Origin of the sequence: Enterobacter sp. FB (assembly GCF_000805795.1) — a bacterium.
Classification (GTDB): Bacteria; Pseudomonadota; Gammaproteobacteria; order Enterobacterales; family Enterobacteriaceae; genus Enterobacter; species Enterobacter roggenkampii.
The window spans coordinates 1,971,394-1,998,110 of record NZ_JSZC01000013.1 but is presented as its reverse complement, the minus strand read 5'-3'; the positions used below and the strand labels follow the sequence as shown (position 1 = coordinate 1,998,110).

The following is a 26,717-nucleotide window of genomic DNA, read 5'->3' as shown; positions in this document are numbered from 1 at the left end:
AAGTTTTATTAATTTTGTTGTTATTGCTCTGACGATATATTGTGATCTGCATCACACTTTAATGGATATATTCTCTCCTGATAGCATGAAAATGCTGAAAAAAATAATTTAACTCTCTGTTATTTAAGGCAATAAGAAGTCAATAAGACAAAGTGCTTATGCGTTAAGGGGCAGGTGGTCGAAGCGATATCCGTAAACTAAATTCTCAATAACCCCCCTCAGAGGAACATTAAGCGGGGCTAACATCTTGAACGACAAAAATAAAACGTGGCAAGGGAACGGAGACGTCTTCTGGAGGGTGGTAAATGAAAAGAAAACTCCTTTTGATCTGCGCAGGCACCTTACTGACTGCGACAACGGCCCATCAGGCGCTGGCCGTCACCAGTAGCGGCACCATCGGCGCGACGCTGACGCTCACGAACGGTTGTCTGATAAACGGATCGCCCACGCAAAACGGCATTAACTTCGGGACACTGGATTTCGGCACCCATCCCGCAACGTTTTCCACTCTGACCACGCAGCTCACCGGCGCCAGCGGCGGAAACACCTTCACTATTCAGTGTACGACCGCCAGCTATACGGTGGCGATCACCGGCAACACCAACTCCACCGCACCCGGCACCGTTGTCGGCACCCCGGGAACCCCTGCGCGCTATCTGGTTAACACCGCCAACGCGGCACAGGGCGTGGCATACAGCCTGTACAGCGACAGCGGGTTTAACAGCGTGATTGCCAATAACACCGCGCTGCCGATCGCCTCTACGGCCGGAGGGGTGGACAGTTACACCCTCTACGGGCGTATTACCGGCGGCGGTAACAGCGTGACGGTCGTCCCGGGCACCTACACCGACACGATTAACGTCAGCGTCACCTATTAGTCCTGCACCGCCATGAAGGCAACTCTTACTGGTCTGCGCATATGCGCAGAGGGACACGTGCAGCCTTTTTTCGCGCTGATCGTCGGATTGCTGATGGCGCCCGCGGCGGAGGCGGTGACGTCACAGTCCTTTAAGGTGAGCGCGACGATTGTTCCGGGATGCGCGGTGGCCACCGGCAGCGGAGGGGTTCTCGGGACGCTGGATTTTGGCACCCATAACGGCGTCGAGAGCGCACCGGTAAGCACCAGCTTTGTGCCAAACGGGGCGTTGTCTATCGCCTGCACGCCGGGCGTGGCGCTGAGCATGAGCATTAATGGCGGACAGAATTATTCAACCGTTCGCCGCATGAAGCGCTCGAACGGCGCCGACGTGGTGGGATACCGGCTTTACAGCAGCAGCTCGCTGGCCGCGAACAGCGAAATTGGCGTCAACCAGGCGATACCGGTGACCTATAGCAACAGCAATAACATCGCGCTGCCGCTTTTTGGCGTGGCGCTACTGACCGGATTTAGCCCGGCAGGAACGTATTCCGATCAGCTCACCGTGACCTTGTCATGGTAATAAAGGGAGAGTGTTGATGAAGCCAGTTTTCAGACCTGTTTGTCTGGCGGGCGCGTTGGGAATGGCTGTGGCAATCGGTCAGGCGCAGGCGGCAGCCACCATTCTGCTCTGGCCGATCGACCCGTGGCTTGCGGCAGACGCCAACGCCACGGAGCTGTGGATCCAGAACCAGGGAAACAGCGCCACCACGATGCAGGTGCGTATTGTGCGCTGGAAGCAGGAGGACGGACACGAGCGCTACACCGCGCAGCAGGATGTGGTCGCCAGCCCGCCCATCGTCACGATTGGCACAGGCAGCAAGCAGCTTATCCGTCTTATTAAGCAGGCCCCCGTTCCCGCAGGCGTCGAACAAGCCTACCGCATTATCGTGGATGAAATTCCTCAGCCTGATGCTAAAGCAGAACCCGCCATCGGCCTCAAGTTGCAGATGCGTTACTCCATTCCGCTGTTTGTGTATGGCCAGGGGATCCCGACAATAAAAGAGGGGGCGCATCACGCGCTGGTGGAGACCCGGAACCTGAGCTGGCGGGTGACGCGAGCGGATGGGCAGCCGGTACTGGAGGTTCGGAATCGGGGGGATGTCCATGTCAGGCTGAGCCAGGTGGCGCTGGAGCAGGGAGGGCAGAAACGCACGGTCGCGGAGGGATTGCTGGGTTACGTACTTCCCGGCAGCACCCGCAGCTGGCCGATACCCGCAGGCGTTCGTCAGCCAGAGCGGATGAGCGCGCAGATTAATGCCAGGGAAGCACAATGGCAGTCGACGCCCGTCAACTGAAGCCGGCGATGATGATACTGCTTTGCGTCAGTTCCGCGACCTGGGCTGAGCCCGGCGATGACAGCCTTCCGCCGCCGCCCCAGGCACAGGCGATACATGATGAAGCGGTCTTCCAGCTTGCCCTCGTGCTCAACCACTACGATACCGGTCTGGTCGTGCCCGTGACGCAGCGCAAAGGCGCTTTCTTTATCTCCAGCGCTGACCTGCTGCGCGCGGGGCTGCCCCCGGAACATGTTCCTGCCGGAGAGGTGAATCTCTCATCGCTTTCTCAGGTTCGGGTGGAGTACGACAGCGCCGGGCAACGTCTGCTGCTGACCGTTCCCCGGGACTGGGTTGCATCCCGCGTGACGCCGTTCGGCGCGCAAACGGCGCAGGCCAAACCGCACTTCGGGCGCGGCGCGCTGCTCAATTACGATCTCTACACCAACCACACGGAGCATATCGGCGGACAGGCGTCCCTCTGGCATGAATTCCGCTATTTCAATGAGAACGGCTCGTTTTCCTCCACGGGCTATGCCCGGGAAAATTTCACCGGTAACGACGGTCAGCAGGAAGGGTATGTTCGCTATGACACGACCCTGCTGTTCACTAACGAGGATGACGTAATGAGCTGGAGCGTCGGGGACGTGATCAGCGATGCCCTGAGCTGGAGCTCCAGCGTGCGGATGGGAGGGATCAGCGTCGGGCGAGATTTCTCCCTGCGCCCTGACCTGGTGACGTGGCCGCTGCCCGAATTCGCGGGGGAAGCGGCGGTACCCACCTCGGTGGATCTCTTTATTAACGGGTATCGGTCCGGCTCAACCCAGCTTCAGCCGGGCCCCTTCACCCTGACCAATCTGCCCTATATCAACGGCGCCGGGGATGCGGTACTGGTCACGACGGATGCATTAGGGCGCCAGGTCAGCACCACGCTGCCGTTTTACGTCTCCAGCGACCTGCTCAAAAAAGGGCTGAGCGACGGCGCCGTGACGCTGGGCAGCCTGCGGCGTAATTACGGTATCAAGAATTTTGACTACGGCCCGGCGGCAGGCAGCGGTTCGTATCGCTACGGGGTGACGGACTGGCTGACCCTGGAAGGGCATGCGGAAGGGGCGCAGGAGCTGGCGCTGGGCGGGGCTGGGACGGTGATTAAACTCGGCCAGTTTGGCGTGGTGAATACCTCTTACTCGCAAAGCCGCATGCGCGGGGAGGCGGGCGGGCAAATCAACTGGGGTTACCAGTACAGCACCAGCGAGTTCAGCGTGGCCACCCAGCACACGCGTCGGGACCGCGGCTTTGGCAATCTGGCCCTGTACGACCAGCCTACGGTGTATGACGAGAACGATAAACCCATCGCCAGCTTCAGCCGCAATACGGACCAGTATTCTCTGACCTTCAACCTGGGACAGTACGGCAACATCGGCGCAGCCTGGATTGGCGTGGAGAGTTTTGACAGTCAAAAAACCGAGCTGCTTAATCTCTCATGGAGCCGTAATTTGTGGGGCGCGAGCAGTATTTACCTCGCCGGGAGCCGGGACCAGCGGCGGGGAGACTGGACGGTCGCGCTGTCGCTACAGGTGCCGCTGGGGGCACGCGACAGCGCCGCGTTCACCGTCGAAAACACCCCGGATGCGGGCAATACCCAGCGCATTAACTACAACCATTCCATGCCGTCTGACGGCGGCTTTAGCTGGAACATGGCCTGGGCCAACCAGTCAAAATCCAGTGACTATCAGCAGGGCACGCTGGGCTGGCGTAATAACAATATTGAACTGCAGGGCGGCGGCTACGGCGAAAGGGACATGATGACCTGGTGGGGCGAGGCGATGGGTGCGATTGTTCTGATGGACGGCGAGCTGTTCGCGGCGAATAAGATCAACGATGCGTTTGTGGTCATCAGTACCGACGGCCATCCGGACGTGCCCGTCAGCTATGAGAACCAGCCCGTTGGCAAAACGAATAACAACGGTTACCTGCTGGTCAGCGGGGTGTCGGCGTATTACCCGGCAAGCTACCGCATTGATACCCTGAACCTGCCGGCGGACACCCGTCTGAAAGAGACCGAGCGGCGAATTGCGATTCGGCGTCACAGCGGCTATCTGGTCGATTTCCCGATGGAGCAGGAGAGGGTGGCAAGCGTCATCCTCCACGATGCGCGCGGCCAGGCGCTGCCGGTGGGAAGCCAGGTCCGGCGTGCCTCGCGCAGCAATGCGGTGGTGGGGTATGACGGTATTGCCTGGCTGGAAAACCTTAGCGATGTGAATCCGCTGGAGGTGATCGCGCCTGACGGAAAACGCTGCAAGGTCACCCTGACCGTGGGAGCCAACCCGGAGCACAAGCTGCAAACCTACGGTCCGCTGGTGTGTCGGGAGGCGCCATGACGCGCCTGCTGTTTATGCTTCTGCTGCTGGTGGCCAGCGGCAGTTGGGCTGACTGTCGAGTCAGTACGGTCAACGCCGCGTTTGGGAGTGTAACCTCATTCGCGCTGAGTGGTTCTGGCGAAGTGGCAACCACCGGAACACTGGTCGTAGCCTGTGATGCGCTGGTGAACTTGCTGACCGGGGACACCATCACGCTGAATTTTGTCTCAGCTACCGTTTCGGCCAATGGTCGTGCGACCATGAAGCGCACCGACAACGCGGCCATCACCGATGTGATCCCGACGCGCCTGTGCGGGCAGTCGGGCTGCGCTAACAACAGCGAAGTGCAGACCAGTAAAACCTATACTTGGGACAGCAGTACCTTGTTAAATCTGATCGGCGGCAAACAATACAATATCCCTCTCTATTTCCGCACGGTACCGGGGCAAAATGTGACCGCGGGTCCTTATCAGGTGACGCTAAACTTCGATATCACCTATAGAGTCTGCTCGGTGGGCGTGCTCAACGCGTGTTTGTCGGGACTGCAAACCGGAACGAAAGGAACCAGCATCACGTTGGATATGACCGTCACCAACGACTGTAGCGCCATGACCACGCCGGACGTCAACTTCAACAGCGCGCCGCTGGTACAAAGTTTCCCCACCGTCTCACAGGCGATTGCCGTCACCTGTACCAAAGGCAGTACCTATACCATCGGCATTAACAACGGTGCTAACGCGCTGAATAACGTGCGCCGGATGGTAAGCGGCAGTAACTACCTCAGTTATGACATCTATAAAGAAGCCACGGGTAACCGCTGGGGCGGCAGCGGCAGCGAACGCTGGACCAGCGCGACGTCGTCGCAGGTCAGTACCGACGGTTTACTGCGTACCTACAACTACACCGCGAAAGTGCTGACTAATCAGGCCACGCCACCCGCCGGAACCTACACCGATACGCTGATTGTCGACGTGGCTTTCTAACCCCGCGCTTTTCCCTTTCTCAAATGTAAAGTTCCTGTTGGCTGTGCCGATAACACCGTTAATAAATCTATGAGAAGGTGTTGTATGTTGAACCGTATCCGCGTTGTCACAATGCTTATGATGGTGCTGGTCATTTTCGCACTACTTCAGCTTATCTCCGGCGGGCTTTTTTTCTCGTCATTAAAACAGAACCAGGACAGCTTTGCGGCCTCGAACGATCTCCGCCTGCAGCAGAGTGAACTCACCTCAACGTGGGATCTGATGCTGCAAACGCGTATCAACCTGAGCCGCTCGTCCGCGCGCATGATGATGGATCCCAACAATCAGCAGAGCAGCGCGAAAACCGATCTGCTGAATAATGCCCGGGCGACACTTGCGGATGCCGCAAAGCATTACGAGGCCTTTAAGAAAATCACCCCGCAGCCTGCGATGGAGCAGGTGAGCCAGAATATCGACGAAAAATACAACGCCTACCATGCCGGTCTGGCAGAGCTGATTCAGTTCCTGGAGAGCGGCAACATGGACGCCTATTTCGCGCAGCCGACGCAGGGGATGCAAAACGCCCTCGGCGCGGCGCTGGGGGAATATGCAAAGGTCAGTGGCGATCTGTATCACTCCGCGTTTGCTGAAAGCCAGAATGACTACCGCTTTGCGAAATGGCAGATGGCGGTGCTGGCGCTGGCGCTGGTCATTGTGCTGATCGCGGTCTGGTACGGCATTCGCCATATCCTGCTGAACCCTCTCGGTCGCGTCATCGCCCATATTCGTGACATTGCCGGCGGTGACCTGACCAAAACGTTGACCGTGTCCGGGCGCAATGAGATCACCGAGCTGGCAAACAGCGTTGACCATATGCAGCGTTCGCTTATCGATACCGTCGCCAACGTGCGTAGCGGCACGGATGCCATCTATACCGGCACCAGCGAAATTGCGATGGGCAATAACGACCTCTCATCGCGCACTGAACAGCAGGCGTCCGCCCTGGAAGAGACGGCGGCCAGCATGGAGCAGCTCACCGCGACCGTGAAGCAGAACGCCGATAACGCCCGCCAGGCGTCTCAGCTGGCGGAAAGCGCCTCCGAGACGGCGCAGCGCGGCGGTCGCGTGGTGGATGGCGTAGTGAAAACCATGCACGACATCGCCGAGAGCTCGAAGAAAATCGCCGACATCATCAGCGTCATCGACGGCATTGCCTTTCAGACCAACATTCTGGCGCTGAACGCCGCCGTGGAAGCGGCGCGCGCGGGCGAACAGGGACGCGGGTTTGCCGTGGTGGCCGGGGAAGTGCGCAACCTGGCCAGCCGCAGCGCCAACGCGGCAAAAGAGATCAAATCGCTGATTGAAGATTCCGTCTCCCGCGTCGATACCGGCTCCGTGCTGGTGGAAAGCGCCGGGGAGACCATGAATGACATCGTGAATGCCGTCACCCGCGTGACGGACATCATGGGTGAAATCGCCTCTGCGTCTGATGAGCAGAGTCGTGGTATCGACCAGGTTGCCCTGGCGGTATCGGAAATGGATCGCGTGACACAGCAAAACGCCGCCCTGGTGCAGGAGTCCGCTGCGGCGGCCGCTGCGCTGGAAGACCAGGCGAGCCGTCTGAAGATGGCCGTCTCGGCGTTTCGTCTCGCTTCACTCGCTGGAAACACGGTCACCCCGCAGGCGACGTACCGCGCGCCAGCCGCTGAAACGGCTGCAAACCGTACGCGTACCGCGGCGACCGGACAAGATGAAAACTGGGAAACATTTTGACTGACAATTAAACCGCGGCTGCTTGCCGCTTGATGGGAGCGTGGATGTTAAATCGTATTCGTATCTCGACCACACTGTTTTTGATTCTGATCCTTTGCGGTGTGTTGCAGGTTGGCAGTAACGGGTTGTCTTTTTGGGCGTTTCGCGATGGCTATCAGAATTTGCAGGACGTTGAGGCGAGTAATCAGCAGCGCTCCGCACTGGCACAAACCCGTGCCGTGCTGTTGCAGGCAAGCACTGCGCTGAACAAGGCGGGAACCTTAACCGCGCTAAGTTATCCGCCGGATGACATTAAGGCGCTGATGACCACCGCACGCGACAGTCTGAAACAGGCTGACGCACAGTTTAAGGCCTTTGCGGCACAGGCCACCGGCAGCGAGAAAGAGAAAGCGCTGAAGGCCGCCATGAAGACCCATTTTGAACAGTGGTACAGCGATCTGGACCATCAGGCGACGTGGCTTGAGAACAACCAGCTGTCGGACTTTATGACCGCGCCGGTTCAGGCCTCACAGGCGGCGTTTGACGGCAGCTTTGACGCATGGCAGCAGGATATCAATCAGTCTGTTCTGCGCGCCGGTGAAGCAAGCCGCACCAGCTATCACATGTCGGGCGTCATCTTCGGCGTGATGGTGATTCTGGCGGGCTTGCTGACCGGTGCCGCGCTGCTCTGGTCACGCAAAATGATTGTGCAGCCGCTGGCGATTATCAGCAGCCACTTCGACAGCATTGCGAAAGGCGACCTGGCGCGTCCGGTGGCGGTGTTCGGCAAAAACGAAATTTCGGCGATTTTTGCCAGCCTGAAGGCGATGCAGGGATCGCTGCGGGAAACGGTATCCGACGTGCGTCAGGGCAGTTATGCCATGCACACCGGGATCTCAGAGATTGCGGCGGGTAACAACGATCTCTCATCCCGCACCGAGCAGCAGGCGGCCTCGCTGGCGCAGACGGCAGCCAGCATGGAGCAGCTGACCGCGACGGTTAGCCAGAACGCCGATAACGCGCGTCAGGCGTCTGACCTGTCAAAACAGGCGGCGATGACGGCGAAGAAGGGCGGCGACCAGGCGTCCCACGTCGCCAGCACCATGCAGGAGATCGCCACCAGTTCACAGAAAATTGGTGACATCATCAGCGTGATTGACGGTATCGCATTCCAGACCAACATTCTGGCGCTGAATGCCGCAGTAGAAGCCGCGCGTGCCGGGGAGCAGGGGCGCGGATTTGCGGTGGTAGCGGGTGAGGTGCGTAACCTGGCGAGCCGCAGCGCCAACGCGGCGAAAGAAATTAAGGTGCTGATTGAAGAATCGGTGTCACGGGTTCAGCAAGGCTCTGTCCTGGTGGATACGGCGGCACAAACCATGCACGAAATCGTCACCTCCGTGACGCGGGTGAACGACATCATGGGCGAGATTGCCTCGGCGTCGGATGAACAGCGTCGCGGGATTGAGCAGGTTGCTCAGGCGGTCACCCAGATGGATCAGGTGACGCAACAGAACGCCTCGTTAGTTGAGGAAGCGGCAGCGGCAACCGATCAGCTGGCCAGCCAGGCGGATCGTCTGACCGGGCTGGTCGCGGTATTTAATGTGAAAGAGCACGTTGAAGCAGTAACAGAAGTCGGGCGGTCGCAGGCCGTGCCAGTTGTATCCTGAATGTAATTAAGAAGGCGCTATGACATCACCAATGCCCCCTGGGCAAACGTCATTATTGTTGCAGATGACACAGCGCCTCGCGCTGTCCGACGCGCATTTTCGTCGGATATGTCAGTTAATCTACCAGCGTGCGGGGATCGTGCTTGCGGATCATAAGCGGGACATGGTCTACAACCGTCTGGTGCGGCGCTTGCGTACGCTGGGGCTGGATGATTTTGGTCGCTATCTGAGCATGCTCGAGGCGAACCAGAACAGCGCCGAGTGGCAGGCTTTTATTAACTCGTTAACCACCAACCTGACGGCGTTTTTCCGGGAGGCTCACCACTTCCCGGTCCTGGCCGAGCATGCGCGCCGTCGCACCGGGGAGTATCGCGTCTGGAGTGCGGCCGCCTCGACGGGTGAAGAGCCGTACTCGCTGGCGATCACCCTTGCCGATACGCTGGGGATGGCGCCGGGACGCTGGAAGGTCTACGCCAGCGATATCGATACCGAAGTGCTGGAGAAGGCGCGTAACGGTGTTTATCGCCAGGATGAACTGAAAACGCTGTCGCCGCAGCAGCTGCAGCGTTATTTCATGCGCGGCACGGGCCCGCATGAAGGCCTGGTACGCGTACGCCAGGAGCTGGCGAACTGCGTCGAATTCGCGCCCGTTAACCTGCTGGATAAGCAGTACAACGTGCCGGGGCCGTTCGACGCCATTTTTTGCCGTAACGTCATGATCTATTTTGATAAAACGACGCAACAGGACATTTTGCGTCGGTTTGTTCCGTTGCTCAAGCCTGACGGTTTACTGTTTGCCGGGCACTCGGAAAACTTCAGCAACCTCGTGCGTGAGTTTAGCCTGCGTGGGCAAACGGTATATGCGCTGAGTAAGGAAAAAGCATGAGTAAAATCAGGGTATTGTCCGTCGATGATTCAGCGCTGATGCGTCAGATCATGACTGAAATTATCAATAGCCACAGCGACATGGAGATGGTGGCAACCGCCCCCGATCCGCTCGTAGCGCGGGATTTAATTAAAAAATATAACCCCGACGTGCTAACGCTGGATGTCGAGATGCCGCGCATGGATGGCATAGATTTCCTCGAAAAATTAATGCGGCTGCGGCCCATGCCGGTGGTGATGGTCTCCTCCCTGACCGGGAAAGGATCGGAAATCACCCTGCGCGCGCTGGAGCTGGGGGCGGTGGATTTTGTCACCAAGCCGCAGCTCGGCATTCGCGAGGGGATGCTGGCGTACAGCGAGATGATCGCCGAGAAGATCCGCACCGCGTCGCGGGCGAAGCTTGCCGCCCACACGCCGATGGCCGCGCCTGCGACCCTGAAGGCAGGTCCCTTACTCAGCTCGGAAAAACTGCTGGTCATTGGGGCGTCAACCGGAGGAACAGAGGCAATTCGTCATGTACTCCAGCCATTGCCGCTCTCAAGTCCGGGTATTCTGATCACGCAGCATATGCCGCCAGGCTTTACCCGTTCGTTCGCCGAACGCCTGAACAAGCTGTGCCAGATCAGCGTGAAAGAGGCGGAAGACGGCGAGCGCGTGCTGCCGGGACATGCCTATATCGCCCCTGGCGACAAGCATATGGAACTGGCGCGCAGCGGCGCTAACTATCAAATCAAAATTCATGACGGACCGCCGGTCAACCGGCACCGTCCGTCGGTGGATGTGCTGTTTCATTCGGTGGCGAAACATGCGGGGCGCAACGCCGTTGGGGTGATCCTGACGGGGATGGGCAACGACGGGGCCGCCGGAATGCTTGCAATGCACCAGGCTGGCGCCTGGACGATTGCGCAGAATGAAGCAAGTTGTGTGGTGTTCGGCATGCCGCGCGAGGCCATCAATATGGGTGGCGTGAGCGAAGTGGTCGATCTTAGCCAGGTAAGCCAGCAGATGCTGGCGAAAATCAGTGCCGGACAGGCAATACGTATTTGACTCAGGAGTATTATTTTATGGCGGATAAAGAGCTTAAGTTTTTGGTTGTGGATGACTTTTCCACCATGCGTCGCATTGTGCGCAACCTGCTGAAAGAGCTGGGCTTCAATAACGTTGAAGAAGCAGAAGACGGCGTGGATGCGCTGAACAAACTGCAGGCGGGCGGGTTTGGTTTTGTGATCTCCGACTGGAACATGCCAAACATGGACGGTCTGGAACTGCTGAAAACCATTCGTGCTGATGCGGGAATGGCGTCCATGCCGGTGCTGATGGTCACGGCAGAAGCGAAAAAAGAGAACATCATTGCCGCTGCACAGGCGGGCGCAAGCGGCTACGTGGTGAAGCCATTCACGGCGGCGACCCTGGAAGAGAAGCTCGGTAAGATCTTCGAGAAACTCGGCATGTGAGGTGTTGGTTATGATGCAACCTGCTATGAAACCCGTTGAAGAACACTCGCCGAGCGACATTATCGTCCGCATCGGCAGCCTGACGCGCATGTTGCGTGACAGCCTGCGTGAGCTGGGTCTGGATCAGGCAATTGCCGAAGCGGCGGAAGCGATTCCTGATGCACGCGATCGTCTGGACTACGTCGTGCAGATGACCGCTCAGGCCGCGGAACGTGCGCTGAACAGCGTTGAAGCGTCACAACCGCACCAGGATGCGATGGAAAAGGGTGCGAAAGCGCTGACCAAACGCTGGGACGAGTGGTTTGAGAACCCAATCGAGCTGGCGGATGCCCGCGAACTGGTGACCGACACCCGTCAGTTCCTGGGGGATGTGCCGGGTCACACCAGCTTCACCAATGCTCAACTGCTGGACATCATGATGGCGCAGGATTTCCAGGACCTGACCGGTCAGGTGATTAAGCGCATGATGGATGTGATCCAGGAGATTGAGCGCCAGCTGCTGATGGTGCTGCTGGAGAACATCCCGGAACCGGCAGCCCGTCCAAAACGCGAGAACGAAAGCCTGCTCAATGGTCCACAGCTCGACGCCAGCAAGGCGGGCGTGGTGGCAAGCCAGGATCAGGTGGACGACCTGCTGGACAGCCTCGGCTTCTGATGGTCCATTCCGCTTCAGGGGGTTAACGCCGCCTGGGGCGGTTTGCGACAAAATCACCGAAAAGAGCCCGAATAAACGGGCTTTTCCCGCCATTGGATTTCCGCTGCGCTGGCATGATACCCGTGACGTAATGGGCTGAGCGTGCACAGTGGCAGAAGAGAACGACGACAAAACGGAAGCCCCACACCCCACCGACTAGAAAAGGCGCGTGAGGAAGGGCAGATCCCCCGATCCCGAGAATTGACCTCCCTGCTGATCCTTATCGTAGGGGTGTGCATTATCTGGTGGGGCGGGGAGTCGCTCGCCCGCAAGCTGGCGGGCATGCTCTCAACCGGCTTACGTTTTGACCACAGTATGGTCAACGATCCGAATCTGATCCTCAGCCAGATTATTCAGCTGATTAAAGGGGCCATGGTTGCGCTGCTGCCCCTCATTACCGGGGTTGTGCTGGTCGCGCTGGTCTCGCCGGTGATGCTCGGCGGTCTGGTCTTCAGCGCCAAATCGCTGCAGCCGAAATTTTCCAAACTCAACCCGCTGCCGGGTATTGCGAAAATGTTCTCTGCCCAGACCGGGGCCGAATTGCTCAAAGCCATTCTCAAATCGGTGCTGATGGGCAGCTCCGCGGGGTTTTACCTCTGGTACCACTGGCCGGAAATGATGCGTCTTATCAGCGAATCGCCGCTCACCGCGATGAGCAACGCGCTGAATCTGGTCGGGCTCTGCGCGCTGCTGGTGGTGCTCAGCATTATCCCGATGGTGGGTTTTGACGTGATCTTCCAGCTCTATACCCACTTCAAGAAGCTGCGGATGTCGCGTCAGGATATCCGTGACGAATATAAGCAGATGGAAGGTGACCCGCACGTGAAGGGGCGCATCCGCCAGATGCAACGTGCCGCCGCCCGTCGCCGCATGATGGACGATGTGCCAAAGGCCGACGTCATCGTTACCAACCCGACACACTATTCCGTTGCGCTGCGCTATGACGAAAACAAAATGAGCGCGCCGAAAGTGGTGGCGAAAGGGGCGGGACTGATCGCGCTGCGTATCCGTGAAATTGGCACCGAACACCGCGTGCCGATCCTCGAAGCCCCTCCGCTGGCGCGTGCCTTGTACCGCCATGCGGATATTGGACAACAGATCCCCGGACAACTCTACGCCGCCGTGGCGGAAGTGCTGGCCTGGGTATGGCAGTTGAAGCGCTGGCGTCTGGCCGGCGGTCAACGGCCTGTGAAACCTGAGAACCTTCCGGTGCCTGCCGCGCTGGATTTTATGAACGAGAAGGACACTGATGGCTAATCTGGTGGCAATGTTGCGCCTGCCCGGCAACCTGAAATCGACCCAATGGCAGATCCTGGCCGGGCCGATTCTGATCCTGCTAATTCTGTCGATGATGGTACTGCCGCTCCCGGCGTTCATCCTCGACCTGCTTTTCACTTTCAATATCGCGCTGTCCATTATGGTGCTGCTGGTGGCGATGTTCACCCAGCGTACCCTGGAGTTCGCCGCGTTCCCGACCATTCTGCTGTTTACCACCCTGCTGCGACTGGCGCTGAACGTGGCGTCCACGCGTATCATCCTGATGGAAGGCCACACCGGGGCGGCAGCGGCAGGTAAAGTGGTGGAAGCGTTCGGCCACTTCCTGGTGGGCGGTAATTTCGCTATCGGTATCGTGGTGTTCGTCATCCTCGTGATCATCAACTTTATGGTCATCACCAAGGGTGCAGGGCGTATTGCGGAAGTGGGCGCGCGCTTTGTGCTGGACGGGATGCCGGGCAAGCAGATGGCGATCGACGCCGACCTGAACGCCGGGCTAATCGCCGAAGATGAAGCCAAAAAGCGCCGTGCGGAAGTGACGCAGGAGGCGGACTTCTACGGCTCCATGGACGGTGCGAGTAAGTTTGTGCGCGGTGACGCCATCGCGGGCATTCTGATCATGGTGATTAACGTGGTCGGCGGCCTGCTGGTGGGCGTATTGCAGCACGGGATGGACATGGGCCACGCGGCGGAAAGCTATACGCTGCTGACCATCGGTGACGGTCTGGTCGCGCAGATCCCGGCGCTGGTGATCTCCACTGCGGCGGGTGTCATCGTGACCCGCGTGAGCACCGATCAGGACGTTGGCGAGCAGATGGTGGGCCAGCTGTTCAGTAACCCGCGCGTGATGCTGCTGGCCGCGGCGGTGCTCGGGTTGCTCGGCCTGGTGCCGGGTATGCCAAACCTCGTCTTCCTGCTGTTTACGGCGGCGCTGCTGGGCCTTGCCTGGTGGATGCGTGGCCGTGAAACCAAACCGGCAGCGGAACCTGTTCCGGTCAAAATGCCGGAGAATAATCAGGCCGTCGAAGCGACCTGGAACGACGTTCAGCTGGAGGATTCTCTGGGAATGGAAGTCGGGTATCGCCTGATCCCGATGGTCGATTTCCAGCAGGACGGCGAGCTGCTCGGCCGTATCCGCAGTATCCGTAAAAAATTCGCCCAGGACATGGGCTTCCTGCCGCCGGTGGTACACATCCGCGACAATATGGACCTGCCGCCCGCGCGCTATCGCATCCTGATGAAAGGCGTTGAAATTGGCAGCGGTGATGCCTATCCGGGCCGCTGGCTGGCGATTAACCCCGGCACCGCCGCAGGCACGCTGCCGGGCGAGCAAACCATCGATCCGGCCTTTGGTCTGGCCGCGATCTGGATTGAAAGCGCGCTGAAAGAGCAGGCGCAGATCCAGGGTTATACGGTTGTGGAAGCCAGTACCGTGGTGGCAACCCACCTTAACCACCTGATTGGGCAATTCTCGGCAGAGCTGTTTGGCCGTCAGGAAGCGCAGCAGCTTCTGGACCGCGTCACGCAGGAGATGCCGAAGCTGACGGAAGATCTGGTTCCGGGGGTGCTGACCTTAACCACGCTGCACAAGGTGCTGCAAAACCTGCTCGACGAGAAGGTGCCGATCCGCGATATGCGCACCATTCTGGAAACGCTGGCAGAGCACGCGCCAATCCAGAGCGATCCGCACGAGCTGACGGCGGTGGTGCGCGTGGCGCTGGGACGCGCAATCACCCAGCAGTGGTTCCCGGGAACCGGAGAGGTGCAGGTTATTGGCCTCGATACGCCGCTTGAGCGTCTGCTGCTGCAGGCTCTGCAGGGCGGCGGCGGCCTGGAGCCGGGCCTGGCGGATCGCCTGCTGGCGCAAACCCAGGAGGCGCTGGCGCGTCAGGAGATGCTCGGCGCGCCGCCGGTGCTGCTGGTGAACCACGCGCTGCGTCCGCTGCTGTCCCGCTTCCTGCGCCGCAGCCTGAGCCAGCTGGTCGTGCTGTCGAATCTCGAGCTGTCGGATAACCGTCATATCCGCATGACCGCGACGATTGGAGGAAAATAATGCGTAAATGGCTTTGGATGCTGTTCTTCCCGCTGGTGGCACAGGCTGCCGGGGGAGGCGCCTGGCAGGCGAGCAGCATGGGGGTAACCCTCAGCAACCGCGGTGTTGCCATGTCATCTAACCCGCTGGCGCCTGCTGAAGAGGTTTCCGGTCTGATGGGTCTGGTGGTCTGGAACTACCGGCTGATTGGCCCAACGCCAGCGGGCCTGCGGGTGCGCCTCTGCTCTCAGACGCGCTGCACGGAAATTGACGGCGAAAATGGGACAACGCAGGCGTTCAACGGCGTGCCGGCTATTGAACCTTTGCGTTTCATCTGGGAAGTGCCGGGCGGGGGACGTTTGATCCCGGCGCTGAAGGTGCAGAGTAATTCTGTCATCGTGAACTACCGCTGACGGTTGAATTGTCGGGACTGCAAAAAAACAAAACCCGGCGATTGCCGGGTTTTTGGTATTACATACGTTCTACGGTTTCGATACCCAGGGTATCCAGACCCAGCTTCAGGGTCTTCGCCGTCAGCTGCGCCAGCTTCAGGCGGCTGTTGCGGACCGATTCATTCTCCGCAGAGAGAATAGGGCAGTGCTCGTAGAAGCCGGAGAACAGACCCGCCAGATCGTACAGGTAAGCACACATCACGTGCGGCGTGCCGTCACGCGCGACCACGGTCAGCGTCTCTTCGAACTGCAGCAGACGCGCCGCCAGCTGCGCTTCACGATCTTCCGTGATGGTCACGGTGGCATTCGCCAGCACGCTTTCGTCGATATTGGCTTTGCGGAAGACCGACAGCACGCGGGTGTAAGCGTACTGCATGTATGGCGCGGTGTTGCCTTCAAACGCCAGCATGTTATCCCAGTCGAAGATGTAGTCGGTGGTACGGTTCTTGGACAGGTCCGCGTATTTCACCGCGCCGATACCTACGGCGTTCGCCAGTTTTTCCAGCTCGTCGGCCGGCATGTCCGGATTCTTCTCAGCCACCAGACGACGGGCGCGTTCCAGCGCTTCGTCCAGCAGGTCGGAGAGCTTCACGGTCCCACCCGCGCGGGTTTTGAACGGCTTGCCGTCTTTACCCAGCATCATGCCGAACATGTGGTGTTCCAGCGGAACGCTGTCCGGTACGTAACCGGCTTTACGCACGATGGTCCACGCCTGCATCAGGTGCTGGTGCTGACGGGAGTCGATGTAGTACAGCACGCGGTCGGCGTGCAGCGTTTCATAACGGTATTTCGCACAGGCAATGTCGGTCGTGGTGTAGAGGTAGCCGCCATCCTTTTTCTGGATGATCACGCCCATCGGTTCGCCTTCCTTGTTTTTGTACTCATCAAGGAACACCACCGTTGCGCCTTCGCTCTCAACCGCCAGGTTTTTCGCTTTCAGGTCCGCCACAATGCCGGGCAGCATTGGGTTATACAGGCTTTCACCCATCACGTCGTCACGGGTCAGGGTGACGTTCAGACGGTTATAGGTCAGCTGGTTCTGAGACATGGTGATGTCAACCAGCTTGCGCCACATCTCGAGGAAGTATTGATCGCCGCCCTGCAGTTTTACCACGTAGCTGCGCGCGCGCTCGGCAAAGGCTTCATCTTCGTCATAGTGCTTTTTGGCTTCGCGATAAAACCCTTCCAGGTCCGCCAGCGCCATTTCGCCCGCGTTTTCCTGCTGCTGTTTTTCCAGGTAAGCAATCAGCATCCCGAACTGGGTACCCCAGTCGCCCACGTGGTTCGCGCGGATCACCTTGTGACCGAGGAACTCGAGCGTACGCACCGCGGCATCACCGATGATGGTGGAGCGCAGGTGGCCAACGTGCATCTCTTTCGCCACGTTCGGGGCAGAGTAGTCGATCACGACGGTCTGCGCTTCCGGCTGGGAAACACCCAGACGATCGGATTTCAGCGCCGCGTCAACGTGGCTTGCCAGGAAGGCAGGCTCAAGGAAGATGTTGATAAAGCCCGGGCCGGCGATTTCGGTTTTGCTGGCAATGCCAGCGAGATCCAGATGCGTCAGTACCTGCTCAGCGAGCTGTCGCGGCGGCATACCCAGTTTTTTAGCCACTGCCATCACGCCATTAGCCTGATAGTCGCCAAACTGTACTTTTGCTGACTGACGAACCTGCGGTTCGCAATCCGCAGGCGCGCCTGCGGCAATCAGTGCCTGACTGACTTTTTCGGAGAGAAGAGCCTGAATATTCACCTGGATACCTTACTTTTTTGATGCGGGCTCACAACCACCCGCGCCAGTTAGAGAATTTAGGGCGGGAGTATACTGCAAATGCCTTCTGCCGTCAGCATCGCGGGGCCTGAAGATTGCTCAGAATCCAGGCTAAGAAGGTGTGCATAAACATGCAGTCGTAAAAAGCCGGATTCTGCGGTTGGTCAAAACAGAGCAACAGAGTAAATTAGCGGCTTTGCGACACGAAAAGAGAGTGACTTATGGCGAACTGGCAATCCATCGACGAACTGCATGATATTTCCGCAGATTTACCGCGCTTCACCCAGGCGTTCACAGAACTTGCCACCCGTCTCGGCCTGGATATCGCGCCGCTCGAGGCCGATCACATCTCTTTGCGCTGCCATCAGAATGCTACCGCAGAGCGCTGGCGTCGCGGATTTGAACAGTGCGGCGAGTTACTGTCCGAGAATATCATTAACGGTCGCCCCATCTGCCTGTTCAGGCTGCGTGAGCCGGTGAACGTGGCCCACTGGCAATTCACCGTGGTTGAACTGCCGTGGCCGGGCGAGAAGCGCTATCCGCACGAAGGGTGGGAGCACATTGAAATTGTCCTGCCGGGTGAGCCGGAGACATTAAACGCGCGCGCGCTGGCCCTGTTAGCTGACGAAGGCTTAAGCCAGCCGGGGATTTTTGTGAAGACCAGTTCGCCCAAAGGCGAACGTGAGCGGTTACCCAACCCGACGCTGGCCGTCACGGACGGGCAGGTCACGGTGAAGTTTCATCCCTGGACCATTGAGCAGATCGTTGCCAGTGAGGCGCAAGAGATGTGAGTTCCCGCCGGGACTGAAAACAGACGGCGTGTCATGATGGTGCGTTTGGTGGAATTTAAGGAGGATTACATGGCGCTGCTGGAGATTTGCTGTTACAGCGTGGAGTGTGCCGTCACCGCGCAAAATTACGGGGCTGATCGCATTGAACTGTGTGCGGCACCCAAAGAGGGCGGGCTGACGCCTTCTTACGGCGTGCTGAAGGCTGCCCGTCAGGCCGTCACGATTCCCGTTCACCCGATTATTCGTCCACGCGGCGGTGATTTTTGTTACACGGCGGGCGAGTTCGGTGCCATGCTTGATGATATCGCCCTCGTGCGCGACCTGGGGTTCCCCGGGCTGGTCACCGGCCTGCTGGATGAAGACGGCAATATCGACCTCCCGCGCATGCGTCAGGTCATGAGCGCCGCGCAGGGGCTCGCCGTCACTTTTCATCGCGCATTTGATATGTGTAAAGATCCGCTTCAGGCCTTTGAAACGCTTGGAGAACTTGGCGTGGCGCGCATTCTGACATCGGGTCAACAGCCGTCGGCTGAAAAAGGACTGCAATTAATTACGGAACTAAAAGCACATTCCGGTGTTCCAATAATAATGGCGGGTGCGGGAGTCCGCGCCAGCAATCTGGAACAGTTTTTAAACGCCGGGGTAGAAGAGCTGCACAGCTCGGCAGGCAAATGGATGCCGTCACCCATGCGTTATCGCAATACAGGATTGTCAATGTCGACGGATGCTGAAGCGGATGAGTATTCACGCTACGGTGTCGAGGGAGAGTCGGTTGCGGAAATGAAGTCGCTGATTGAGCGCCATCACGTGTAGCAACGTACCGATTTTTACCGCGCATCATGTCGCCCAATATGATGCTTGCTTGTACCAGGCCCCTGCAAATTACACAGGGGCCTTTTTTTCTCCTGCGCCCGGTAGCGCTTCGCTTACCGGACCTGGAAAATCGGGAGTAGGCCGGGTAAGGCGCAGCCGCCACCCGGCTAACAGGCTACGGCTTCGTCGCAATCAACACCGCTCGCATCGGGGCCGGATAGCCTTCAATGGTTTTGCTGTGATCGGCCGGGTCGAGGAACTGCTCCAGCGATTCGGTGATCATCCACTCGGTCCGGCGCTGCTCTTCGATAGAGGTCACGCTGACATCGGCAATTCGCACATCCACAAATCCGCATTTCTCCAGCCAGTTCTTCAGCGCCAGCGCGGAAGGGATGAAGTAAACGTTGCGCATCTGCGCGTAGCGATCGCCCGGTACCAGAACGGCATGTTCATCGCCTTCGATCACCAGCGTTTCCAGCACCAGCTCGCCGCCGCTGACCAGCTGATCTTTCAGTTGCCACAGGTGCTCCAGTGGGGAACGGCGGTGATACAGCACGCCCATGGAGAACACGGTATCAAAGGCTTTCAGTGCAGGCAGCTGCTCAATACCCAGCGGCAGCAGGTGCGCGCGCTGGTCGTTACCCAGCAGCTTACGTACCGCTTCAAACTGACACAGGAACAGCTGCATCGGGTCGATACCAACCACCAGATGCGCGCCCGCGCCAATCATGCGCCACATGTGATAGCCGCTACCGCAGCCCACGTCCAGAATGGTGCGCCCGGTCAGGTCGGAAAGGTGCGGCAGAACGCGATCCCATTTCCAGTCTGAGCGCCATTCGGTATTGATGTTCACGCCGTACAGCGAGAACGGCCCTTTACGCCACGGCATCAGGTTGCGCATCAGCGTTTCGATACGGTTGATCTGCCCTGGCGGAAGCGGTTCTTCACTCTCTGCAGTGACGCTGTGCAGGAGATCCAGACGATGCGGGGTCAGTTCCGGCAGAAACTCCACCGCATTTGCCCACTGCTTTAACAGGCCGTGCTGCTGATCCCGCTGCCAGGCGGCAATCTGCGCAGGCAGCGTCTCCAGCCAGTGGGAGAGGTGATTTTTGGCAATCAGCTGATAGAAGTTGCTGAACTCGATCATGCGGGTTTCCCCGCTTTCAGCGCCACCAGAGACCCAAAGTTGAAGCACTGGAACCACAGTTCGCTATGCTCAAATCCGGCCTGACGCAGGCGCGCCTTATGGGTTTCTACGGAGTCCGTCAGCATCACGTTTTCGAGCATGCTGCGCTTCTGGCTGATCTCCAGCTCGCTGTAGCCGTTCGCCCGTTTGAAATCGTGGTGCATATTAAACAGCAGCTCGCCAACCTCGGCATCTTCGAAGCTGAATTTCTCCGAGAGCACCAGCGCGCCGCCAGGATTCAGCCCCTGATAGATTTTGTCCAGCAGCAGCTGGCGGTCTTCCGGCACCAGGAACTGCAGGGTGAAATTCAGCACCACCATCGAGGCGTTTTGGATCTCGATCTCACGGATATCGCCTTCCACCACATCAACCGGAACAGGGGCTTTGTAGGCGTCAATATGGCGACGGCAGCGTTCCACCATGGCCGGAGAGTTATCCACGGCAATGATTCGGCAGCCTTCGTGATGAACGTTACGACGTACCGACAGCGTTGCCGCGCCGAGCGAGCAGCCCAGGTCATAGACCTGCGTGCCGGGTTGAACGAAGCGCTCAGCCAGCATGCCGATCATAGAGATAATATTGGAATAACCGGGAACAGAGCGCTGGATCATATCCGGGAAGACTTCGGCTACCCGTTCATCGAAGGTCCAGTCGCCCAGGCTGGCGATAGGCGCGGAAAAAAGCGTGTCGCGATCTGACATAACGTAAAAATCCGGGAAAAATAAAGTGGCGTATTGTGCGCTAATGGAGGGAGAAAACCAACTCCCACGGCATATACCACAGGTTAGCCAGCACCATCAGCAAAAGCGAACACCAGGTTGCACTCATGCCGGAACGACGCCAGCGGATTAAGCGGTGGTGAAAGCCGTAATAATGCATCAGGCGGCCAGCGATAAGCAGCAGGCCACAGATGTGCACCATCCAGGTTTCTGCGCCATTCATCTCCATAAACAGCAGCAGGATGAGGGCCGCGGGGATGTATTCGACCGCATTGCCGTGAATGCGGATAGCGCTTTGCAGCTCGGAAAAGCCGCCGTCACCGTAAGAAACGCGGTAAAGCGTTCTGAGGCGCACAACGTCAAATGAAAACTTAATCAGCAGTAATGCACCTAACACCGCGTACAGCGCGCTGACCATACAAACTCCCTGTTTTTGGCAGATGGCACTTCCCTATGATAGGGGGTGATATCAGAAAAGAGAAGATTGTTGTGGGATAGAAGGGGCGCTGCCCACGGACGGCACCGCAGCCTGCAAGGCCTGCCACAGAGCATCGACCAGTTCGGGGGCCTGGGCAATATCCGGCGTGTGCAAAAAGAGATACGGCGTGGTGGTGTGTTCCCACGAGGCCAGTTTTTCCAGCCAGACGGCGAACATCGCCTGGTTTTGCAGCATGTTATCGCTGCCGATAAACCTGACCATTGGGTTCTGTGCGGTCACGATGGCGTGGACCGGCACTTTCGGTTTTTTACGCTGAGCTTCAACGATGGCCTCGTTATGCGGTATCGCGCTGTGCACCGGACGGCTATCGAGGATCACGCGGTTAACGGAACGCTCAAGCAGGCCGCGGTTGAGCGCTTTTTCCGCTTCGCCTTTCGCAAAGAAGTCCTGGTGTCGAACCTCCACGCCGTAGGTAAATTCCCGGGGCAGGGCATCCAGGAACTGCCAGAGCGCAGGCAGGTCGCGCGGAGCAAACGTGGCCGGAAGCTGCAGCCAGTACTGCCCGATGCGGTTTGCCAGAGGCGCCATCCGGCCAAAGAATTCGTCGGTCAACTCACCGCAGTTTCGCAGCGCGGCCTGGTGAGAAATGGTCGCCGGAAACTTGAAGCAGAAGCGGAAGTCGTCGGTTGTTTGCTCCCGCCAGCGCGCAACAATCTCCGCTTTGGGGAGCGCATACAGGGTGGTGTTACCCTCGACGCAGTTGAAGTGTCGGGCATACTCCTCAAGGCTGGTGATGCCCAGACGCACCCATTTCGGGTGCGACCACTGGGGCAAGCCCACATACATCATAACGCGCTAAGGATCTCGTCCGTGCTGCGCACGCGACCGATGCGCGGGAAGATGTGCGTCATGCTGCCCTGGTGCTGTTCCGCTGAGGCCGCGCTACACGCATCTTCGGCAATCACCAGATTAAAGCCCAGCTCCCACGCGTTGCGGGCAGTCGACTCCACGCCGATGTTGGTGGAAATGCCGCACAGGATGATCGTGTCAATGCCGCGACGGCGGAGCTGCAGCTCGAGATCGGTCCCGTAGAAGGCGCCCCACTGACGTTTGGTCACTTCGATGTCGCCGTCGCGTTTGCCGAGTGAGACCGGGTACGTCCACCAGTTTTCCGGCAGGGCGCGGGCGGGAGTTTGCGCATCAACGGGCTGTTTTAACGCTTCTGCGTAATCCGCAGACCAGCCGACGCGCACCATGACAACCGGGGCACCGCTGGCACGGCATTTTTCCGCCAGGCGGGCGGCGCGGCTGACCACATCGTCCGCGGTATGCGGGCCACCGGCGAAGGGCAAAATGCCTTCCTGTAAATCAATCACAATAAGCGCGGTTTTGCTGGCATCAAGGGTTAACATCGTTACTCCCGTTAAATGAATCACTTCCACACACCATACGACGCGATGGCCTGTTATTGGTCGCATAATTTTGTTAATTTTTGTGAGAATGCGCAATAAGAGTGCAGCAAACGACCGCCTGGCCGTGGTTCGCTCTTATCGTCCGGCGGAATTTCCAGTATAATAGCCGCCTTTTTTCATCCAGTTGTGACATACAGAAAGCTGCGACATAGTAGCCTGCATACCAGGCGACATTTAGCCTGCGGCTAATTAAGGGATATCTCATGCGTACAGAATATTGCGGGCAGCTGCGTCAGTCCCACGTCGGACAGCAGGTCACCCTGTGTGGTTGGGTCAATCGTCGTCGTGATCTTGGTAGCCTTATCTTCATCGATATGCGCGACCGCGAAGGTATCGTTCAGGTGTTCTTCGATCCGGATCGCGCAGATGCGTTGAAGCTGGCCTCTGAGCTGCGTAATGAGTTCTGCATTCAGGTCACCGGCACCGTGCGTGCGCGTGACGAGAAAAACGTTAACGCCGACATGGCGACGGGTGCCATTGAAGTGCTGGCGTCCGATCTGACGATCATCAACCGTGCTGAAGCGCTGCCGCTGGACTCCAACCACGTCAACACTGAAGAAGCGCGTCTGAAATACCGCTACCTGGATCTGCGTCGTCCGGAGATGGCCCAGCGCCTGAAAACCCGTGCGAAAATCACCAGCCTGGTGCGTCGCTTTATGGATGACCACGGTTTCCTCGATATCGAAACCCCGATGCTGACCAAAGCCACGCCGGAAGGCGCGCGCGATTACCTGGTGCCATCCCGCGTCCATAAAGGCAAATTCTACGCGCTGCCACAGTCTCCACAGCTGTTCAAACAGCTGCTGATGATGTCCGGCTTCGATCGCTACTATCAGATCGTGAAATGCTTCCGCGACGAAGACCTGCGTGCTGACCGCCAGCCTGAATTTACCCAGATCGATGTGGAAACCTCCTTCATGACCGCCGAGCAGGTGCGTGAAGTGATGGAAGCCCTGGTACGTAGCCTGTGGAATGACGTGAAAGGCGTTGAGCTGGGCGATTTCCCAATCATGACCTTCGCGGAAGCCGAGCGTCGCTACGGCTCTGACAAACCAGACCTGCGTAACCCGATGGAACTGGTGGACGTAGCTGATCTGGTTAAAAACGTGGAGTTCGCGGTCTTCGCGGGTCCGGCTAACGACGCCAAAGGCCGCGTAGCCGCGCTGCGTGTGCCGGGCGGAGCGGCTCTGAGCCGTAAGCAGATCGACGACTACGGCAACTTCATCAAGATCTACGGCGCGAAAGGTCTGGCCTATATTAAAGTGACCGAGCGTGCGAAAGGTCTGGAAGGTATCACCAGCCCGGTGGCGAAATTCCTGAACGCGGACATCGTGGAAGCGATCCTGGAGCGCACCGGCGCGCAGGACGGCGACATGATCTTCTTCGGTGCAGATAACAAGAAAGTCGTTGCGGATGCGATGGGCGCGCTGCGTCTGAAGCTCGGTAAAGACCTGAATCTGACCGACGAGAGCAAATGGGCGCCGCTGTGGGTTATCGACTTCCCAATGTTTGAAGACGACGGTGAAGGCGGCCTGACCGCGATGCACCACCCGTTCACCTCGCCGAAAGACATGACGGCAGCAGAGCTGAAAGCGGCACCGGAAGAGGCCGTCGCCAACGCCTACGATATGGTCATCAACGGCTACGAAGTGGGCGGTGGTTCCGTGCGTATTCACAGCGGTGAAATGCAGCAGACCGTGTTCGGCATCCTGGGCATCAACGAGCAGGAGCAGCGCGAGAAATTCGGCTTCCTGCTGGACGCGCTGAAATACGGTACGCCTCCGCACGCGGGTCTGGCCTTCGGTCTTGACCGTCTGACCATGCTGCTGACCGGCACCGATAACATCCGTGATGTTATCGCTTTCCCGAAAACCACTGCTGCAGCGTGTCTGATGACCGAAGCGCCAAGCTTTGCCAACCCGGCCGCACTGGCTGAGCTGGGCATTGAGGTGGTGAAGAAGGAAGAGAAAAACTGATATGACATATAAGCTCCCCGTTTCGGTCCTGGTGGTCATTTATGCAGAAGACACGAAGCGGGTGCTGATGTTGCAGCGGCGCGATGACCCTGAATTCTGGCAGTCGGTTACCGGCAGTCTGGAAGAGGGGGAAACCGCGCCGCAGGCCGCCGCGCGTGAAGTAAAGGAAGAGGTCGCCATTGACGTTGCCCGCGAGCAACTGACCCTGAAGGACTGTCAGCGCACGGTGGAGTTCGAAATTTTTAGCCATTTACGTCATCGCTACGCGCCGGGTACCGAGCGCAATACGGAATCGTGGTTCTGTCTCGCGCTCCCCCATGAACGGGAGATCGTGTTTACCGAACACCTGACCTACCGCTGGGTGAATGCGGCGGATGCCGCCGCACTGACCAAGTCGTGGAGCAACCGGCAGGCGATTGAAGAATTTGTAATTAACGCTGCCTGAAAAGGCGCGCTCTTTGAGGATATTTTTATGGCAGGTCATAGTAAGTGGGCCAACACCAAACACCGCAAAGCGGCACAGGATGCCAAGCGCGGTAAGATCTTTACCAAAATCATTCGCGAGCTGGTAACCGCAGCGCGTCTGGGCGGCGGCGATACGGCCTCTAACCCACGTCTGCGCGCGGCGGTGGATAAAGCGCTGTCTAACAACATGACGCGTGACACCCTGAACCGTGCAATCGCACGTGGCGTGGGCGGTGATGAAGACGCGAACATGGAAACCATCATTTATGAAGGTTACGGTCCTGGCGGTACGGCGGTGATGGTTGAATGCCTGTCCGACAACCGTAACCGTACCGTTGCGGAAGTGCGCCACGCGTTCACCAAAACCGGTGGCAACCTGGGCACTGACGGTTCTGTTGCTTACCTGTTCAGCAAAAAAGGCGTCATCTCCTTCGAGAAAGGCGACGAAGATGCGATCATGGAAGCGGCGCTGGAAGCCGGTGCGGAAGACGTAGTGACCTTCGACGACGGCGCTATCGACGTTTATACCGCCTGGGAAGAGATGGGTGCCGTGCGCGATGCGCTGGAAGCGGCGGGCCTGAAGGCGGACAACGCTGAAGTCTCCATGATCCCGTCCACCAAAGCGGATATGGATGCAGAAACGGCACCAAAACTGCTGCGTCTGATCGACATGCTCGAAGACTGCGACGACGTGCAGGAAGTGTATCACAACGGTGAAATCTCTGATGAGGTTGCAGCGACTCTCTGATGAGAGCGTGTAAACCCGTTACAGGAGACGCGTGATGTCGATTATTCTCGGGATTGACCCAGGCTCACGCGTCACCGGTTATGGCGTTATCCGTCAGGTGGGACGCCAGTTAACCTACCTGGGCAGTGGCTGTATTCGCACCAAAGTGGACGATCTGCCGTCACGCCTGAAGCTTATCTATGCAGGCGTAACGGAGATCATCACCCAGTTTCAGCCGGACTATTTCGCCATCGAGCAGGTCTTTATGGCGAAAAATGCCGATTCGGCGCTAAAGCTCGGTCAGGCGCGCGGGGTGGCCATTGTCGCTGCGGTGAACCAGGATTTGCCGGTATTCGAATACGCGGCAAGGCAGGTTAAGCAGACGGTGGTGGGCATCGGTAGCGCGGAGAAAAGTCAGGTGCAGCACATGGTGCGGACCCTGCTCAAGCTCCCTGCTAACCCGCAGGCCGACGCCGCCGATGCGCTGGCGATTGCGATTACCCACTGTCACGTCAGCCAGAACGCGATGCAAATGAGCGAATCGCGGCTCAATCTGGCGCGAGGCAGGTTACGATAATGACAAATCAGGCTGGATGTTTATCCAGCCTTTTTTTATTATGTCGGCAGTTAAT

General features: G+C 58.4%; 25 protein-coding genes and 1 pseudogene. 20 read left to right on the top strand and 6 right to left on the bottom strand.

The window, feature by feature from the left end; genetic code table 11:
• Window positions 1-305 precede the first annotated feature (305 nt).
• The 14 genes and pseudogenes from PI91_RS16480 (at window position 306) to PI91_RS16415 (ending at window position 15,687) form a co-directional block, all read left to right on the top strand.
• Entirely contained in the window at window positions 306-878 is a 573-nt protein-coding gene (locus PI91_RS16480) for a spore coat protein U domain-containing protein (RefSeq protein ID WP_032675048.1), read from the top strand.
• Between the two features lie 12 nt (window positions 879-890).
• Window positions 891-1,439 (top strand): spore coat U domain-containing protein, encoded by a 549-nt coding sequence (locus PI91_RS16475; protein WP_032635222.1) that lies wholly within the window; start codon window positions 891-893, stop codon window positions 1,437-1,439.
• A 16-nt stretch (window positions 1,440-1,455) separates the two neighbouring features.
• The gene (locus tag PI91_RS16470; RefSeq protein ID WP_039266614.1) at window positions 1,456-2,214 is read left to right on the top strand and encodes a molecular chaperone; all 759 of its coding nucleotides are present in this window, start codon (window positions 1,456-1,458) and stop codon (window positions 2,212-2,214) included.
• Window positions 2,190-4,574 carry a fimbria/pilus outer membrane usher protein gene (locus PI91_RS16465; protein ID WP_039266613.1) on the top strand — a complete coding sequence of 795 codons (2,385 nt, stop codon included), beginning with the start codon at window positions 2,190-2,192 and terminating at the stop codon, window positions 4,572-4,574. The genes PI91_RS16470 and PI91_RS16465 overlap by 25 nt, the downstream gene beginning before the upstream one ends.
• Window positions 4,571-5,536: a spore coat U domain-containing protein gene (locus PI91_RS16460; protein WP_039266612.1), complete on the top strand. Its 966-nt coding sequence runs from the start codon at window positions 4,571-4,573 to the stop codon at window positions 5,534-5,536. The genes PI91_RS16465 and PI91_RS16460 overlap by 4 nt, the downstream gene beginning before the upstream one ends.
• Before the next feature lie 84 nt (window positions 5,537-5,620).
• A complete protein-coding gene (gene tar, locus PI91_RS16455) occupies window positions 5,621-7,288 on the top strand; it encodes a methyl-accepting chemotaxis protein II (RefSeq protein ID WP_039266611.1) in 1,668 nt (555 codons plus the stop codon).
• A gap of 44 nt (window positions 7,289-7,332) precedes the next feature.
• A complete protein-coding gene (gene tap, locus PI91_RS16450; RefSeq protein ID WP_039266610.1) occupies window positions 7,333-8,934 on the top strand; it encodes a methyl-accepting chemotaxis protein IV in 1,602 nt (533 codons plus the stop codon).
• 19 nt (window positions 8,935-8,953) lie between these two features.
• The gene (cheR, locus tag PI91_RS16445; RefSeq protein ID WP_008500429.1) at window positions 8,954-9,820 is read left to right on the top strand and encodes a protein-glutamate O-methyltransferase CheR; all 867 of its coding nucleotides are present in this window, start codon (window positions 8,954-8,956) and stop codon (window positions 9,818-9,820) included.
• Complete coding sequence (locus PI91_RS16440) at window positions 9,817-10,866, top strand: chemotaxis response regulator protein-glutamate methylesterase (RefSeq protein ID WP_008500430.1); 1,050 nt, start codon at window positions 9,817-9,819, stop codon at window positions 10,864-10,866. Before cheR ends, PI91_RS16440 begins: the two co-directional genes overlap by 4 nt.
• Window positions 10,867-10,883: 17 nt before the next feature.
• Window positions 10,884-11,273: a chemotaxis response regulator CheY gene (gene cheY, locus PI91_RS16435; RefSeq protein ID WP_008500431.1), complete on the top strand. Its 390-nt coding sequence runs from the start codon at window positions 10,884-10,886 to the stop codon at window positions 11,271-11,273.
• Between the two features lie 10 nt (window positions 11,274-11,283).
• Window positions 11,284-11,928: a protein phosphatase CheZ gene (gene cheZ, locus PI91_RS16430; RefSeq protein ID WP_008500432.1), complete on the top strand. Its 645-nt coding sequence runs from the start codon at window positions 11,284-11,286 to the stop codon at window positions 11,926-11,928.
• Window positions 11,929-12,076: 148 nt separating this feature from the next.
• Window positions 12,077-13,224: pseudogene (flhB, locus tag PI91_RS16425) on the top strand (flagellar biosynthesis protein FlhB).
• Entirely contained in the window at window positions 13,217-15,295 is a 2,079-nt protein-coding gene (flhA, locus tag PI91_RS16420; protein WP_008500434.1) for a flagellar biosynthesis protein FlhA, read from the top strand. Before flhB ends, flhA begins: the two are co-directional and overlap by 8 nt.
• Window positions 15,295-15,687, top strand: a complete 393-nt coding sequence (locus PI91_RS16415) for a flagellar protein FlhE (RefSeq protein WP_039266609.1) — start codon at window positions 15,295-15,297, stop codon at window positions 15,685-15,687. The genes flhA and PI91_RS16415 overlap by 1 nt, the downstream gene beginning before the upstream one ends.
• 58 nt (window positions 15,688-15,745) lie before the next feature.
• Here PI91_RS16415 and argS read toward each other — a convergent pair whose 3' ends face one another.
• On the bottom strand, window positions 15,746-17,479 hold the full coding sequence (gene argS, locus PI91_RS16410; protein ID WP_008500436.1) for an arginine--tRNA ligase: 1,734 nt from the start codon (window positions 17,477-17,479) through the stop codon (window positions 15,746-15,748).
• Window positions 17,480-17,718: 239 nt separating this feature from the next.
• Here argS and PI91_RS16405 point away from each other — a divergent pair, with 239 nt between their 5' ends.
• Window positions 17,719-18,288, top strand: a complete 570-nt coding sequence (locus tag PI91_RS16405; RefSeq protein WP_039266608.1) for a VOC family protein — start codon at window positions 17,719-17,721, stop codon at window positions 18,286-18,288.
• Between the two features lie 69 nt (window positions 18,289-18,357).
• On the top strand, window positions 18,358-19,101 hold the full coding sequence (gene cutC, locus PI91_RS16400) for a copper homeostasis protein CutC (RefSeq protein ID WP_039266937.1): 744 nt from the start codon (window positions 18,358-18,360) through the stop codon (window positions 19,099-19,101).
• Window positions 19,102-19,276: 175 nt separating this feature from the next.
• On the opposite strand, the gene cmoB is transcribed toward cutC, so the two are convergent.
• The 5 genes from cmoB to PI91_RS16375 are packed head-to-tail and all read right to left on the bottom strand — an operon-like array spanning window position 19,277 to window position 22,857.
• A complete protein-coding gene (gene cmoB, locus PI91_RS16395; RefSeq protein WP_008500440.1) occupies window positions 19,277-20,248 on the bottom strand; it encodes a tRNA 5-methoxyuridine(34)/uridine 5-oxyacetic acid(34) synthase CmoB in 972 nt (323 codons plus the stop codon).
• Entirely contained in the window at window positions 20,245-20,988 is a 744-nt protein-coding gene (cmoA, locus tag PI91_RS16390) for a carboxy-S-adenosyl-L-methionine synthase CmoA (protein ID WP_023325522.1), read from the bottom strand. Before cmoA ends, cmoB begins: the two co-directional genes overlap by 4 nt.
• A 40-nt stretch (window positions 20,989-21,028) precedes the next feature.
• Entirely contained in the window at window positions 21,029-21,424 is a 396-nt protein-coding gene (locus PI91_RS16385) for an MAPEG family protein (protein ID WP_021240443.1), read from the bottom strand.
• A gap of 51 nt (window positions 21,425-21,475) precedes the next feature.
• The gene (locus tag PI91_RS16380; protein ID WP_039266607.1) at window positions 21,476-22,294 is read right to left on the bottom strand and encodes a DUF72 domain-containing protein; all 819 of its coding nucleotides are present in this window, start codon (window positions 22,292-22,294) and stop codon (window positions 21,476-21,478) included.
• Window positions 22,291-22,857, bottom strand: coding sequence for a hydrolase (locus PI91_RS16375; protein ID WP_021240441.1), 567 nt, complete (start codon window positions 22,855-22,857; stop codon window positions 22,291-22,293). Before PI91_RS16375 ends, PI91_RS16380 begins: the two co-directional genes overlap by 4 nt.
• A gap of 263 nt (window positions 22,858-23,120) precedes the next feature.
• Here PI91_RS16375 and aspS point away from each other — a divergent pair, with 263 nt between their 5' ends.
• From aspS to ruvC, 4 genes are read left to right on the top strand one after another with little or no spacing between them, the layout of a single operon-like run.
• Window positions 23,121-24,893, top strand: a complete 1,773-nt coding sequence (gene aspS / locus PI91_RS16370) for an aspartate--tRNA ligase (protein ID WP_008500445.1) — start codon at window positions 23,121-23,123, stop codon at window positions 24,891-24,893.
• A gap of 1 nt (window position 24,894) precedes the next feature.
• Window positions 24,895-25,338 (top strand): dihydroneopterin triphosphate diphosphatase, encoded by a 444-nt coding sequence (nudB, locus tag PI91_RS16365; RefSeq protein ID WP_008500446.1) that lies wholly within the window; start codon window positions 24,895-24,897, stop codon window positions 25,336-25,338.
• Window positions 25,339-25,365: 27 nt separating this feature from the next.
• Window positions 25,366-26,106 carry a YebC/PmpR family DNA-binding transcriptional regulator gene (locus PI91_RS16360; protein ID WP_023344426.1) on the top strand — a complete coding sequence of 247 codons (741 nt, stop codon included), beginning with the start codon at window positions 25,366-25,368 and terminating at the stop codon, window positions 26,104-26,106.
• Window positions 26,107-26,140: 34 nt separating this feature from the next.
• Window positions 26,141-26,662: a crossover junction endodeoxyribonuclease RuvC gene (gene ruvC, locus PI91_RS16355; protein WP_014832404.1), complete on the top strand. Its 522-nt coding sequence runs from the start codon at window positions 26,141-26,143 to the stop codon at window positions 26,660-26,662.
• Window positions 26,663-26,717 lie beyond the last annotated feature (55 nt).